General features: G+C 46.1%; 13 protein-coding genes. 5 read left to right on the forward strand and 8 right to left on the reverse strand.

Translation table 11 applies throughout. The features are described 5' to 3' along the window. Positions 1-5 precede the first annotated feature (5 nt). The 5 genes from gatC to AC3B4V_RS08345 form a co-directional block, all read right to left on the reverse strand. Complete coding sequence (gene gatC, locus AC3B4V_RS08325) at positions 6-296, reverse strand: Asp-tRNA(Asn)/Glu-tRNA(Gln) amidotransferase subunit GatC (RefSeq protein ID WP_023469336.1); 291 nt, start codon at positions 294-296, stop codon at positions 6-8. A 199-nt stretch (positions 297-495) separates the two neighbouring features. Then, positions 496-1740 carry an Nramp family divalent metal transporter gene (locus tag AC3B4V_RS08330; protein WP_488378119.1) on the reverse strand — a complete coding sequence of 415 codons (1245 nt, stop codon included), beginning with the start codon at positions 1738-1740 and terminating at the stop codon, positions 496-498. Positions 1741-1851: 111 nt separating this feature from the next. After that, positions 1852-3363, reverse strand: coding sequence for a sodium/proline symporter PutP (gene putP, locus AC3B4V_RS08335; protein WP_488378120.1), 1512 nt, complete (start codon positions 3361-3363; stop codon positions 1852-1854). Between the two features lie 79 nt (positions 3364-3442). Next, the gene (pruA, locus tag AC3B4V_RS08340) at positions 3443-4987 is read right to left on the reverse strand and encodes an L-glutamate gamma-semialdehyde dehydrogenase (RefSeq protein WP_029342578.1); all 1545 of its coding nucleotides are present in this window, start codon (positions 4985-4987) and stop codon (positions 3443-3445) included. Between the two features lie 130 nt (positions 4988-5117). Then, positions 5118-5405, reverse strand: coding sequence for a HesB/YadR/YfhF family protein (locus AC3B4V_RS08345; protein WP_023469340.1), 288 nt, complete (start codon positions 5403-5405; stop codon positions 5118-5120). A gap of 122 nt (positions 5406-5527) precedes the next feature. Here AC3B4V_RS08345 and AC3B4V_RS08350 point away from each other — a divergent pair, with 122 nt between their 5' ends. From AC3B4V_RS08350 to AC3B4V_RS08365, 4 genes are all read left to right on the forward strand, one after another. Next, on the forward strand, positions 5528-6367 hold the full coding sequence (locus tag AC3B4V_RS08350) for a hypothetical protein (RefSeq protein ID WP_488378121.1): 840 nt from the start codon (positions 5528-5530) through the stop codon (positions 6365-6367). A gap of 13 nt (positions 6368-6380) precedes the next feature. Then, the gene (bcp, locus tag AC3B4V_RS08355; RefSeq protein WP_149427820.1) at positions 6381-6830 is read left to right on the forward strand and encodes a thioredoxin-dependent thiol peroxidase; all 450 of its coding nucleotides are present in this window, start codon (positions 6381-6383) and stop codon (positions 6828-6830) included. A 330-nt stretch (positions 6831-7160) separates the two neighbouring features. Next, a complete protein-coding gene (locus AC3B4V_RS08360; protein ID WP_064299361.1) occupies positions 7161-8810 on the forward strand; it encodes a peptide ABC transporter substrate-binding protein in 1650 nt (549 codons plus the stop codon). A 269-nt stretch (positions 8811-9079) separates the two neighbouring features. Continuing rightward, positions 9080-9730 (forward strand): homing endonuclease associated repeat-containing protein, encoded by a 651-nt coding sequence (locus AC3B4V_RS08365; RefSeq protein ID WP_047393045.1) that lies wholly within the window; start codon positions 9080-9082, stop codon positions 9728-9730. Positions 9731-9826: 96 nt separating this feature from the next. Here the strand turns inward: AC3B4V_RS08365 and AC3B4V_RS08370 are convergent, their stop codons facing one another. Next, complete coding sequence (locus AC3B4V_RS08370) at positions 9827-11524, reverse strand: GGDEF domain-containing protein (RefSeq protein ID WP_064299360.1); 1698 nt, start codon at positions 11522-11524, stop codon at positions 9827-9829. A 133-nt stretch (positions 11525-11657) separates the two neighbouring features. Between AC3B4V_RS08370 and AC3B4V_RS08375 the strand changes: the two genes are divergently transcribed. Further along, a complete protein-coding gene (locus AC3B4V_RS08375) occupies positions 11658-12266 on the forward strand; it encodes a YktB family protein (RefSeq protein ID WP_064299359.1) in 609 nt (202 codons plus the stop codon). A 31-nt stretch (positions 12267-12297) separates the two neighbouring features. On the opposite strand, the gene AC3B4V_RS08380 is transcribed toward AC3B4V_RS08375, so the two are convergent. Together AC3B4V_RS08380 and AC3B4V_RS08385 are read right to left on the reverse strand one after the other, a co-directional pair. Continuing rightward, positions 12298-12807 (reverse strand): hypothetical protein, encoded by a 510-nt coding sequence (locus tag AC3B4V_RS08380; protein WP_064299358.1) that lies wholly within the window; start codon positions 12805-12807, stop codon positions 12298-12300. Positions 12808-12968: 161 nt separating this feature from the next. Then, a complete protein-coding gene (locus tag AC3B4V_RS08385; RefSeq protein ID WP_214858294.1) occupies positions 12969-14042 on the reverse strand; it encodes an ABC transporter substrate-binding protein in 1074 nt (357 codons plus the stop codon). Positions 14043-14045: the final 3 nt, after the last annotated feature.

Raw genomic sequence — 14045 nt, forward strand, 5'->3', positions numbered from 1 at the left:
CCTCCTTATTCGAACACCGCTGGGACGCGGACTTGTCCGTCTTCCCAATCCGGTGCGAGTCGTTCTACTTCCGTACGAGGAAGTGATGGACGTACTTCGTCCTTACGTAGGACGTTCTTTAAATCGAGGACATGAGTCGTCGGTTCGACGCCTGTCGTATCGAGTTCATTTAATTGTTCAGCGAACCCAAGAATCTTCTCGAGTTGTCCTGTGAATTGTGCTACTTCTTCATCTGTCACGGCAAGGCGTGCCAAATGCGCCACGTGGCGGACTTGCTCCTCATTAATCTTTGCCATGTCATTCCACCTCCGGAACTTTTGCGATATATTTTACACTATTTCTAATCATAGCACTTTTCGTCCAGACAAAAAAGACGATGGTGCATCGGGGGGAGGTCCGCACCATCGTCCTATAGGGGTAGCAAAGCTTCCGGGCGGAAAGCTTCTAGTTATGAAATACCCGCTTTAAATCAGACGAAACAAAAATACTGAATATTCATACTAAGACATCGACGAGCAGATAGCTATTGAAGACGATGACGATCGAGACGATCACCCATGCCAACGCGTTCATGAACCGACTGTTCCGATGTTCTCCCATGTACCGCTCACTCGCAGTCGCCCGAATCAAGGGAATCAAGGCGAACGGAATCCCGAACGATAAGGCGACCTGACTAAGGACAAGTGCTCGTGTCGGATCAAAACCGGAGAACAGTAACAAAATCGCAGGCAACATCGTCACGGTCCGTCGAACGAACAATGGCAGTTGAAGATGAAGAAAGCCGCGCATGATCGCGTCACCTGACATCGTCCCGACGCTTGAAGAAGCGAGACCCGAGACGAGTAAAGCAATCGCAAACAGATATGGCGCAATGCCACCGAGCGTGACATGAAGTCCCTTGTAGATCGCTTCAAGCGAACCCGCTTGATACGTCGTGCCGTAAAACACACTGGCAGCAATGACGAGCATCGCTCCATTGACCGCTCCGGCAATCAACATCGCTCCCCAAATATCGAAACGCTGAATCCGTAACATCGACAATTTATTTGCAACGTGCCCCATCCGTCGTTTCGTTAAATCGGAATGGAGATAGATCGCATGCGGCATGACGGTCGCTCCGAGCATCCCGGCAGCAAGGACGATGCTCGACGTACCTTCAAATCCCGGTAACAATCCTGCCGATAGATCACGAAAGACCGGATGAACTTCAAATACTTCAATCGCAAAAGCAGCGGCGATGATTAAGACGAGTACGGCGATGACAGCTTCGAAATGCCGGAGTCCTTTTTGCTCGAAGCCGAGGATGACGAATGATAGGATTGCCGTCAACAGCGCCGCCATCCGTAAATCGATTGCGAACAGTAAATGAAATCCGAGTGCGGCCCCGACGAACTCTGCGAGATCGGTTGCCATCGCGACGAGCTCCGCTTGTACCCAGTAGAAGAAGCGAGAGACCGGCGATAACTCCTCCCGGATCACTTCCGCTAAACTGAGATTACTGACGATTCCAAGCTTGGCTGATAGGAACTGAATGACGACGGCCATCAAGTTCGAGGCAACGATGACCCAAAGCAGCAAGTAGCCATACTGAGCGCCTGCCGTCATATTCGTCGCGAAGTTTCCCGGATCGAGATACGCGACGGCAGCGACGAACGCTGGTCCAATATATGTCCGTTTTTTCGGTAAATCTTGTGTAAGTGGCTGTGTCGCCATCTCGTTCACCTCACTTTTTGTTTTCATTATACGCTCATTTTGCACAAGTACAACAAATATGTTTATGGTAAATAACAACGTATGAAGTGAATTAAAAAGGGATGTCTCCTGTAATCAGGAAACATCCCTTTTTGTTAATTAGACGATCTTCCGCTCAGGTTCTGAACCTTTTAGCTGTGCTTGCACTTGATCGAATTCATCATAGATCGCTTGACTCGGTTCCTTCGTCACGAGACTACCGACGACGAGCGCAACAGTCGAAGCGAAGAAGGCTGGAATCATCTCGTACATCTCAGAAATGTAGAATGGCAACCCTTCGACATTTTGTTTGATGAGAATCCAGGCGATGACGACGACAGATCCCGTAATCATCGAAGCAAGTGCTCCTGTCTTGTTCATCCGGCGCCAAAGCAAGCTGAACAGAACGACTGGTCCGAACGCGGCACCGAAACCAGCCCACGCATAACCAACGAGAGTCAAGATCGACTTCTGTGCACCGAACGATAAGAGAATCGCTAGAGCAGCGACGACAAGGACCATCACGCGCCCCATGACCATCAATTCACGATCCGAAGCATCACGCTTGAAGAAACGTTGATAGAAATCATTCGTTGCCGCACTCGAAGAGACGAGTAGCTGTGTCGAGATCGTCGACATGATGGCAGCAAGTAAGGCTGCAAGCAACAGTCCCGTAATGAAACCAGGGAAGAGGTCGCGTGATAATTGAATGAAGACATTCTCTGGTTCTCCTAAAGGACTATTTTGTTGCGTGAAGTAGGCATATCCGATCAAACCTGTCACCATCGCTCCAACGATTGAGAACGTCATCCAGATCATCCCAACGCGACGTGCTGACTTCATCTCGTGTAAGTTCCGAATCGCCATGAAACGAACGATGATATGCGGCTGACCAAAGTAGCCGAGTCCCCATGCGAGTAGCGAGACGATCCCAATGACCGTCGTACCTTTGAATAACTCGAGCTTTGAACCGTCCGTCGACCGGATCGTTTCGAGCGTCTCGTTGATCCCACCGCTTAAAGCGAGGGCAACGCCTGGTACGATCAGCAACGCGATGACCATGATCATCCCTTGGACGACGTCCGTCCAACTGACGGCAAGGAAACCACCGAGGAAGACATAAGCGATGACGACGCCCGCTAAAATCCAAAGACCTGTCGTATAATCCAGTCCGAAAACCGCTTCGAACAAACGACCACCTGCGACAAAACCACTTGATGCGTACATTATAAAGAATATTAAGATAACTCCAGCTGAAACAGTACGCAAGACACCACTTTTATCGTGGAATCGTTTTTCAAAGTAATCGGGAATCGTGATCGCATCCCCTGCATGTGCCGTATACGCACGCAGACGCGGCGCGACGAGTAACCAGTTGGCATATGCGCCAAGCAATAAACCCACGACGATCCAGCCACTGGACAGACCAGTTGCATACATTGCGCCCGGTAATCCCATCAACAGCCAGCCACTCATGTCACTTGCCCCTGCAGAGAGCGCCGTGACGACGGGACCGATCGTACGTCCTCCAAGCATATAGTCATTCATGTTCTTCGTCCGATAATACGCAATGATGCCAAGTGCGACCATCAGGCCGAGATATAGCAAAATCGCGAACCACATTCCGTTCATCCTTGCTCCCCCTTTTTTACATGATATAAGAAAAACGGGTATGCAGGTCGCACACCCGTTTCATCTATTAAACACCATTTCAGAACATTTCTGAAGTAGTTTTTGCTTGAAGATGTAAAGTCAAGTAATCCGGTCCGCCCGCTTTTGAATCGGTACCAGACATGTTGAATCCACCGAATGGTTGGTAGCCGACGATTGCGCCTGTGCAACCACGGTTGAAGTAAAGGTTACCGACGTGGAAGTTCGCACGCGCGTACTCTTGGTTCGTCCGGTCTTGCGTGATGACAGCACCAGTCAAGCCATATTCCGTGTTGTTCGCGATGTCGATTGCTTCTTTGAAATCTTTCGCTTTCGTGAAGGCGACGACTGGTCCGAAGATCTCTTCTTGCATCAAACGATCCGTTGGTTGAACGTCCGCGACGACTGTCGGTGAGACGAAGAATCCTGTTGAATCGTCTGCCGTACCACCTGCGACGATGCGACCCTCTTCTTTTGCGACGTCGAAGTACGACGTGATTTTTTTGAACGCTGCTGCGTCGATGACTGGTCCGACGTTGTTTGAGACATCTGTCGGGTTACCGATGCTGAGTTTGTTCGTGTTTGCGACGACTTTTTCGAGCAACTCGTCATAGACAGAGTCGAGTGCGACGACACGTGAACAAGCTGAACATTTTTGACCCGAGAATCCGAATGCCGCTTTCGTGATCATGTCCGCTGCGTAATCGAGGTCAGCCGACTCATCGATGACCATCGTATCTTTTCCGCCCATTTCCGCGATGACGCGTTTGAGCCAGATTTGACCTTCGTTTAGTTTCGATGCCCGCTCGTTGATACGAAGTCCAACATCACGTGATCCCGTGAAGCTGATGAAACGTGTTTTCGGGTGATCGACGAGATAATCACCGACTTCTGCTCCTGAACCTGGTACGAAGTTCAAGACACCAGCCGGAAGACCAGCCTGCTCCATCACTTCGACGAATTTCGCCGCGACGACCGGTGTCGTCGATGCGGGTTTCAAGAGGATCGGGTTCCCTGCCACGATTGCTGCGACAGCTGTTCCAGCCATGATCGCGAGTGGGAAGTTCCATGGTGAGATGATGACACCAACACCGAGTGGGATGTAATCGTAACGGTTGTATTCGCCTGGACGACTCTCGACTTTTTTACCGTCTTTTAAGACGAGCATCTGACGTGCATAGTACTCGAGGAAGTCGATTGCTTCTGCTGTATCGGCATCGGCTTCATTCCAAGGTTTCCCTGCTTCTTTGACGAGGTAGGCAGAGAACTCATGCTTCCGCTTACGGATGATGTTCGCTGCTTTGAATAGGACGTCCGCACGTACAGACGGATTGACGAATTTCCATGTTTCGAAAGCTGTGACTGCTGCTTGCATCGCTTCTTCTGCATGTTCCTGTGTCGCTTTTGAGACACGTCCGACGATCTCTTCTTTGTTAGCCGGATTGACGGAGACGATTTTATCTTCCGTCGTCACATGTTTTCCACCGATGACGAGCGGATAATCTTTGCCGAGTTCTTGCGTGACGAGTGCAAGTGCCTCTTCGAACGCTTTCTTGTTTGCTTCTTGTGAGAAGTCCGTGAATGGTTCGTGTTTGTACGGAATCATCTCTATTCCCCCTTTAATCTCTACTTTAAATCGCTTACATTCTCCATTGTACAGAAGCATGAGTCCGCTTACAATTATTCTAGTCAAAAAAATAGAGGAGCGACCGATTTGGTCGCTCCTCCGTTATCAATTATTCCTTCGCTTGTGAAAAGACGATCTCTTCGTGTTCAATTGAAACTTTGACGTCTTGCCCTTGGAATAACCAATCATCTTGATCCGAGACGACGAAGTGAATGCCATCGACGACTTCTTCGACTGCTGCCCGTTCGACTTCTTCCATATGAACACCAACCGAGAAACCTTGTGTTAAATCCGTTGAGCCACCATATTTTGCGAAGAAGCGAATCGTATCGCCTGATTTTGCTTCCATCTCATCTTTAAAGTATTGCAATGCCTCATCTGTAATATGAATTTTCATATCTATCACTCCCCTTTCGTTTAGTGTACCGATATCCTACTCAAAAAAGCGAATTTCCTGTATGGTAGAGACAAGATTAGCTATGGAAGCACCATGAAACATTCATCTTAGGAGGAATTCGAATGAAACGATCGCTCGTAGTGCTGCTTGCGACCAGTCTCGTACTCGTCGGTTGCGGAAACGATGCCCCGTCTTCTACAGATACCAAATCCCCGAAGACGACGGAAACGAAACAACAGAAGGCTGAACAAGCCGTTCTTGACGTCTATCAAACATACGAAAAAACACTCGGTCAATCCGGGCGAGCAGATTTAAAAGACCTTGCATCGATTGAATATACGGGTGACGAAAAACAACTTGAACCGCTTGCCGTTGGTGCGAAAAACTTGAATGTCGTTCCCGGTAAGGTCGTCAAGTCGTTCCAAAAGGGCGACGTCGCCTATATCATCCACGAATTCAAGGATGCGAAAGGATCGATTCTCCCGAACCGAGGATCGAAGCTGTTATTGAAGAAAGACGACGAGTGGAAGATCGTCCTGACACCGACGACATTCGATCCGTCCGTCTTCTCGACACTTGGTGACATGTTCACTGGATTTAACGCTGATGAGTATGGTGTCAATGCGAAGGCGGCTGATGAGATCGGAAAAACCGATGAAAAAGAGCAAGATGCCGTCTTTTCTCGCGTCAATGCGCAAACCGATTATATGGCGCTCGAGATGAACAGTAACATTCTGATGATTTATGGTGAGGCGCTCAAGAACGAAGGAAACCCTGAGACGCTCGTTGATTACTATCAAGACTACGCAGACTGGTATGAAGAAGAACAGCCACTCCTCATGAAGACGGCGAAAGCCGGGACGGATTATGAGAAGTACTTGATCGCACTCGATCCATTAAAAGAGAGTCTTCAAAAGAAGCTTGAGAAATATGCGGATCAATTAAACATGGAATTAGGATAAGGAGGAATTTTTCATGCAAGCACCTACATTCACCCTTCCGAATGCACAAGGAGAACCGATTTCCCTCGAGGATTATCGTGGAAAAAAAGTCGTACTCTATTTCTATCCGAAGGATTCAACGCCTGGCTGTACGACCGAGGCATGTGATTTCCGCGATGCGACGCAAGCGTTCGAAGAGAACAACACCGTCATTCTCGGTGTTTCTGCCGATAGTCAGAAACGGCATCAAAACTTTATCGCAAAATATGAATTACCATTCCAATTGTTATCAGATGTCGATCACGAAGTGTGTGAGCAATATGGTGTCTGGCAACTGAAAAAGAACTACGGAAAGGAATATTTTGGAATTGTTCGTTCAACGTTTTTAATTGATGAATCTGGTGAAATCGTCAAAGAATGGCGCAGTGTGAAAGTAAAAGATCACGTCGCAGAAGCACTTCAGTACGTCCAAAAACAGAAATGAGATTATGAACCAGTTGTTTCATACAACTGGTTCTTTTTGTATTCAATAATTTTAAAAACTCCTAATTTTATCCTTACATAAAAATAATTTTTCGTGAAAAAACGTTGGTATCACACATAAATTTAATAATTTTGAAATAATCTGAAAATATTCTATTGATTTTTCTGAATATTGTATTTATTATTGATAACAAGTTGATCCGGTGCTTTCCACAGCTTAAGAATAAAAGGCGATGACCCCTCTTATTTTTAGTCGGACACCGGATCGCTATCCTATCGGTTCTTATCGTTTCACCAGATATATCTATTTCTTTTGGGAGGGATTTACTTTATGGAAAAGAAAAAGGCACTTGCACTCGTCGGAGCACTGACAATCGCTGGCTCAAGTCTTGCAGCATGCTCGACGACAGATGAAGGTTCAAAAGAAGGCGGTTCGACATCTGGAGAAAAATCTTCAGACAAACAAGTCTTGAATATCATCAGCGGTTCGGATATTCCAGCACTTAGCCCAACCGTCGCAACAGACTCTGTATCCTTCACAGTCTTGAACAACGTTCAAGAAGGTCTGTTCCGTCTAGACGAGAATCAAGAAGCAACACCGGGTGTCGCAGAAAGTGTTGATGTTTCTGAAGATGGACTTACATACACGTTCAAACTTCGTGATTCGAAATGGTCGGATGGCAGCGATGTCACAGCAAAAGACTTCGAATACGCATGGAAACGCGTCCTTGATCCGAAGAGTGGTTCACAGTATGCGTATATCATGTATATCATCGATGGCGCTGAAGCATACAACACAAGTAAAGGAAAAGCAGACGATGTCGCAGTCAAAGCGGTCGATGACAAAACGCTTGAAGTCAAGTTGACTCAACCGGCTGAATACTTCAAATCGTTGACTGGTTTCGGTTCATTCATGCCACTGAAACAAGAATTCGTTGAGAAACAAGGTAAAAACTTTGCTTCGAAGCCGGACACATTCCTTTACAACGGACCATTCGTCCTCTCGGATTGGAAGACGGATGTTGGCTGGAGCTATAAGAAAAACGATCAGTACTGGGATAAAGATAATGTCAAACTTGAAGAAATCAACACGAAAATCGTTAAGGAAGTCTCGACAGGCGTCAACTTGTACGAAAAAGGTGACATCGATCTAGCTGGTTTAACAAGTGAGTTTGTTGATCAATACAAAGACAAAGAAGACTTTGATACACGTCTTGATGCAGCAATGTACTATATCCAAATGAACTTCAAGAATGACCTCTTGAAGAACAAGGATATCCGTAAAGCGATCGATTCAGGATACGACAAGAAGCAGATGGCTGATGTTCTCTTGAACAACGGTTCAATCCCTGCTTACTACTACGTACCAAAAGACTTCGCGAAAGGTCCAGACGGTAAAGATTTCCGTGATGGCAACGAAGGTTTCGGTTCATATGACGCATCATCTGCAAAAGCATCATTCGAAAAAGGATTGAAAGCCGTCGGCAAGAAGTCTCTCAAACTCGAACTTCTTTCATATGATGATGACAACTCGAAAAAAATCTCGGAGTACCTCAAAGGCGAGTGGGAGAAAAACCTTCCAGGTCTTGAAGTTACAATCAAACAACAACCATTCAAGAACAAGTTGGATCTCGAGTCTAAAGGTGAGTTCGAGCTATCGTTCGCAGGATGGGGACCTGACTACCAGGATCCGATGACATTCCTCGATATGTGGGTAACTGGTGGACCATACAACCGTGGTAAGTACTCAAGCGATAAATATGATTCACTCATCAAGTCAGCTCAAAAAGAAGTAGATGCTGAGAAACGTTGGCAGGCTCTCAAGGATGCTGAAAAAACACTCCTTGAAGAGGATCAAGCAATCTCAGTTATGTACCAAAAAGGTGTTTCGCTTCTTCGTAAACCGTACGTCAAAGGAATCGTTAACCACAAAGTCGGTGCCGATACTTCGTACAAATGGGCTTACATCGAAGGAAAATAAGTCATACCTCAAGACCAGATTCGCTGACGAGCGTGTCTGGTCTTTTTTTCCATATGAGCCGTTTGTCCTATTTTTCTGAATAGAATTAAAATTTCGTGTCATTCTGTTTTCATTTCCATGACTTCCATTTATACTAAGCAAAGAATCCGATTCACTTTATTTACAATATTTTGCGGGAATTATTCATAATTAATGGAAATGTACCGATATATCTAATACAGAGGACTTTTGCCTCAATACTACATCGAACTAGGAAGGAGGACTCACTCATGAAGCAACGTGTACTTACGAGTCAACAGAGTTATACAGAAGAGCAGCTTGAGATGATTGAAGCCATCCGTGCGGTCGGTGAACTCATCCAGGACCGTCCACGCCGTACTGTCTATCGCCGTTATGCTTTAGTTAATGACTGGCCTCAGCCAGAAAACATCATCCGTCAATTTGGTTCGTGGCCAGAAGCCTTGTCTGCCGCTGGATACGAGTGGAATGTCGATCAACAGCCAGAGGAGCTTGAGCGGGCACCGAAATATACGAAAGACGAAATCTTAAAGTCATTCGAACGGTACGCACAAGACGTCGGCTCTACGATCACACTTAAGAAATATCAAATGTGGCGTAAATCTGTCCATCATGCACCGAGTCACTATCACATCGTCAAGATGTTCGGTTCGTGGCACGATGCGTGTACCGCTGCAGGACTTGAAGCAAGCGTCACTTATTCGAAAGCTGAACTTGCTGCTTCTCTGCGTCAAGCAATCGAGGAAGTTGGCTTTGCCCTCTCTTTTGAAGCGTACCGGGAATGGGCGAAACGGAACAACAAACCATCGACGAAAGCCTTACTTCATCGCTATGGTTCTTGGTCAGCCGCGATCCATGCAATCGAAAACGAGATTCGTCTCAGCAAACAACAAGCACAATGAACTTATTCTTTTTCGATCCTTCTCGTTCATCCGAACTGGGAGGATTTTTTACATCAAAAAAGAAGATAGCGTCTCTGCTACCTTCTTCTACTTGATTTAAATGACCTTCTCTTTCCACTCCTGATACGATGCGACACGGTCGCGCCCTTGGAACTTCGCTCCGACGTACATCGCACGGTCGGCATTTCGAATCAAACTCGCGAGATCACCAAGTTCCTTTAATGTATCGATGCCGATGCTAGCCGTGATCCGGAGCGTATGCCCTTCGACTAAGATCGGATTCGCATGCAACGTCTCGCGGATTCGTTCTGCGACGATTTGGGCTGAATCAAGATCCGTATTCGGTAGTAAGATGACGAACTCCTCTCCTCCGTAACGTGCGACAAGATCCGTGATGCGTGTTGCTTGCATCAATAACTTCGCCACTTCAAATAAGACGACGTCTCCAACTTCATGACCATACGTATCATTGATTTGTTTGAAGTGATCTAAGTCGATCATTAAGGCTGAGAACGGATAAAGGTCGCGTTGTTTAATACGACGATCGCCCCACTCTTGAAGGGCACGATAGTTCGGTAATTTCGTCATCGCATCCGTCCTGCTATCGGTCAACAAGCGTTCTCGCTCGTGTGCCCGTTCCACTGCCCACGACAGGACACGAAGGGCACGGTATAGCTCATATCCAAAATCCTGCGTGAATTCACCACTTGCGTTCGAGGCAAGGAGCAACGAGCAGTTGATCGTCTCCGTCGCTTCCGGTTGAATGAAGAGGACCGACTGTGTCTCTTCCGGCAAGCTATCGTAAAGACGAATATCCCACTCCTGTTGCATCCCGTAAAGAAGGACTTCTTCTTTTTCGATGATGTCTTCAATGATTCGTCCTTCGACATGATCGGCTTTTAACTTTCGTCCGTCCTTCAACGAATAGTACACGCTTTGCTTTCCTTCTTTGAAATCAAACTTAATCCAAGCGATATCCGGTTTGACGAATTGATTGAGCTGTCGTAAATACCGCTCGATGATGAACTGGGCATCACCGTCTTTCCAAGCCGCCTCTTTCAATCGCTCGATCTGCTCCCAATGTTCGATCCGGTCTGTTGCTTCAACGGAACTTCCCAGTGCACGCTTGATGATGAATAAGGCAAACGCCGCCATGACGAGTCCGCTATTCCCGTTCCCTTGAACGACGAGTGTGCTGAAGATTCCGTATAACAATTCTGCTGTGATGACGACCGCTTCGAAACGTAGCAGTTGGAACATGACGTCACTTGGAATGTTTTCTCCAAGAAGAAATCGGGATAACTGGTATTGCAATAAGAGGACGATCCAGAGAATCGCAACCATCGCCAGTAACGGTACGATGTTTTCTGTCAGCACGAATGCTTCGCCATGTGTTCCGCCGAGTGCATTATAGGCAAGACCTGCTGGAACGATTAAAAACAATTCGAGTGCGACGTTGAAGGGATAGTTATGTAACATCCGCCGACGTCCGATTGGTGTATGAATCGTTCGCAACTGATAGATGAGCATCGTCAATTGCCCGACACAAATCGCTGATAATAATCCATACGTCAAGAATGTAAAGAGGACGAATCCAAAATGGAAAGTAAAACTCATATGACGACGACGGACAGGATCGACGACGAAAATCGTCGATAAGGCGGCAATCAATAAGAACGTAAACAAATCGACGCTGAGACTATAATCTCTCGACTTCGCAAAAAGATCGATGCCTATGACGATTACGAAAAAAACGACCCAGCTTCGAAGGAGATATTGTTGAAAACGACGCACAAAACATTCCCCTTCCTTTAAGTTATGTAGTTGTATATTACTGGAAATCGATATGCCCATTATTCTACTTTTCGAGCAAAAAGTCGAACTTCGATGGTCTCCTTTGATACAATTGACGCGAGGTGATTTTTTTATGACAAATACATTCACGCAACACGCATTTGATACATTTCAGATCGATGGACTAGAACCACGGATGGAAGCGATTCGCGAACGCATCCAGCCGGTCTTTCGAGACATTGGTCAGGAAGTCGCACCTGACTTAACGGTCGCAACAGCAGAAGATGTCCATGTTCACATCGCGCAACATGCACGTCGGAAGGTCAACCCTCCGAAGGATACATGGATGGCATTCTCACCCGATAAACGTGGATACAAAAAACATCCGCATTTCCAAGTCGGTCTGTTTGATGATCATCTGTTCATTTGGCTTGCCTATATCTACGAGTTACCGAATAAACAACAATACGCATCGAAACTGTTACAGCATACAGAACTGCTGACATCCCTTCCGGATGATTTCGTCGTCTCATACGATCATATGAAAAAAGACGCCGTCTCCGTTCATGAGACGGATATCGAAAAAGGATTACAACGTTTCCACGACGTCAAAAAGGCAGAATTCCTTGTTGGTCGTCATATTCCGGCAGAACAAGTGCATCACCTGTCACGCGAAGAATTACTCGATATGATTCGAAATACCTATTCGCATCTCGTACCACTCTATAAAACGATTAAATAAAAAGGATGGCCGAATCGGTCATCCTTTTTCATTAGTTATATTTTACTAGAATTGACATGACTTGTGTACGGTCGGAATTCAAATTTAGATAAATGTTGACCTGTTTTGAGGAAACAGTCATGACGTTGAATGTTTTATCGAGTTTCGCTGTCGGATACGCTTTTTTGACTTCCTTGACCGTCACAGTCCGCTTGACCTGCTTCGGATCATAGACGATTGCACTAACTTTTGCTTTTGTGTCCTTCACCCCATACGTGGAGCAGTAATGAAGAGCACGATCCGCTGAGGCAAGACCATTTCCGCTTTGACACCAATTCGAGTTCTTTTCCCCCTTATAGGCTTTATGTACTTGGGCAAGTGTTGTTTTTTCAAGAACAACTTTTCCATCGAGTGAACGTGCTTGTTTCGCTTGTGTTTGAATTTCTTGCAGCCATTTGACGTCTGTCTGTTTTGTTGCTTCGACCGGTTGGTTATATGAAGTGCCTGACACGATGCTGACAGTGAGTGCGGCAGTTAAGATGATTCCTAAGACTTGTTTCATGATGATATCCTCCTCTGCGCCTATAAATGGCGTTGATAATAAACTCATTCCCCTATTTCAAAAAATTATTCAGTTTTTATAGTTTTTTTCTGGGAACTTATATTTATTTTTTTGATGAGAAATAAAAAAAAACCTAGTGTCGCCTGACACTAGGTTCTTCCTCATTTCTTATGCATCTTAAACTCTAAGAACAACTCATTGTAATGCGCGAGCATCTTTTTTCCGAGGTTCTCATAGACTTCAAGCGTATCGGTAACTTGTTTATCAGGATAGAATCGCTCATCGGTCCGAACCGATTTATCGAGCAATTTCAAGCCTTCTTTGTTTGGTGTCGAATAGCCGACGTAGTCCGCATTTTTCGCTGAAATATCAGGACGCAGCATGAAGTTGATGAACTCGTGTGCCCCCTCGACGTTTTTAGCCGTCTTTGGAATGACGATATTATCGAACCAGACGTTTGATCCTTCTTTTGGAATGACGTAGTCGAGATTTTCGTTTTCACTCATGATCTCGTTTGCATCACCCGACCAGACGACACCGAGCCCTGCTTCTTCGTTCGCAAGCAATAACTTGATCTCGTCCCCGACGATTGCCTTGACGTTTGGTGTCAGGCGCATCAAGTTCGCTTTTGCTTCCTGTAGTTTCGACTCATCCGTTTCGTTCAGCGAATAACCGAGACTATTCAAGCTCATCCCCATGACTTCACGGGCACCGTCAGCGAGTAGAATCTGATTCTTTAGCTTCGGATCCCAGAGATCCTTCCAGCTCGTCGGTTTCTTCCCACCAATTAAGTCTTTATTGTAGACGATACCGACCGTTCCCCAGAAATACGGAATCGAGTACTTATTGTTCGGATCGAATGATAAATCTAAAAAGCGTGAATCGATGTTCTTGAGATTCGGAATTTTTTGATGATCAATCGGAACGACGAGCTTCTCATCGATCATCTTCGCAATCGCATAGTCGGACGGAACGGCGATATCGTATGTCGTTCCTCCCTGCTCGATTTTCGTCAGCATCGCTTCGTTCGAATCGAACGTTTGATAGACGACCTTGATACCGCTCTCTTTTTCAAACTGTTTGATCAGTGCAGGGTCGATGTAATCGCCCCAGTTGTAAATGTTCAAGACATTTTTACCCGAATATCCCTGTGTCTCATTTAACTGATTCAAGGTGAACAGGATGACACCTGAAATCAAGAAAATCGCGGTGAACAATTGAATCAATTTTTTCAACGG

The sequence above is a fragment of the Exiguobacterium sp. E17S genome (genome assembly GCF_057772545.1).

Bases quoted from the DNA above. Each gene is read 5' to 3' on its own strand.
- gatC (WP_023469336.1), bottom strand. From the start codon at position 296: ATGGCAAAGATTAATGAGGAGCAAGTCCGCCACGTGGCGCATTTGGCA.
- AC3B4V_RS08330 (WP_488378119.1), bottom strand. From the start codon at position 1,740: ATGAAAACAAAAAGTGAGGTGAACGAGATGGCGACACAGCCACTTACA.
- putP (WP_488378120.1), bottom strand. From the start codon at position 3,363: ATGAACGGAATGTGGTTCGCGATTTTGCTATATCTCGGCCTGATGGTC.
- pruA (WP_029342578.1), bottom strand. From the start codon at position 4,987: ATGATTCCGTACAAACACGAACCATTCACGGACTTCTCACAAGAAGCA.
- AC3B4V_RS08345 (WP_023469340.1), bottom strand. From the start codon at position 5,405: ATGAAAATTCATATTACAGATGAGGCATTGCAATACTTTAAAGATGAG.
- AC3B4V_RS08350 (WP_488378121.1), top strand. From the start codon at position 5,528: ATGAAACGATCGCTCGTAGTGCTGCTTGCGACCAGTCTCGTACTCGTC.
- bcp (WP_149427820.1), top strand. From the start codon at position 6,381: ATGCAAGCACCTACATTCACCCTTCCGAATGCACAAGGAGAACCGATT.
- AC3B4V_RS08360 (WP_064299361.1), top strand. From the start codon at position 7,161: ATGGAAAAGAAAAAGGCACTTGCACTCGTCGGAGCACTGACAATCGCT.
- AC3B4V_RS08365 (WP_047393045.1), top strand. From the start codon at position 9,080: ATGAAGCAACGTGTACTTACGAGTCAACAGAGTTATACAGAAGAGCAG.
- AC3B4V_RS08375 (WP_064299359.1), top strand. From the start codon at position 11,658: ATGACAAATACATTCACGCAACACGCATTTGATACATTTCAGATCGAT.
- AC3B4V_RS08380 (WP_064299358.1), bottom strand. From the start codon at position 12,807: ATGAAACAAGTCTTAGGAATCATCTTAACTGCCGCACTCACTGTCAGC.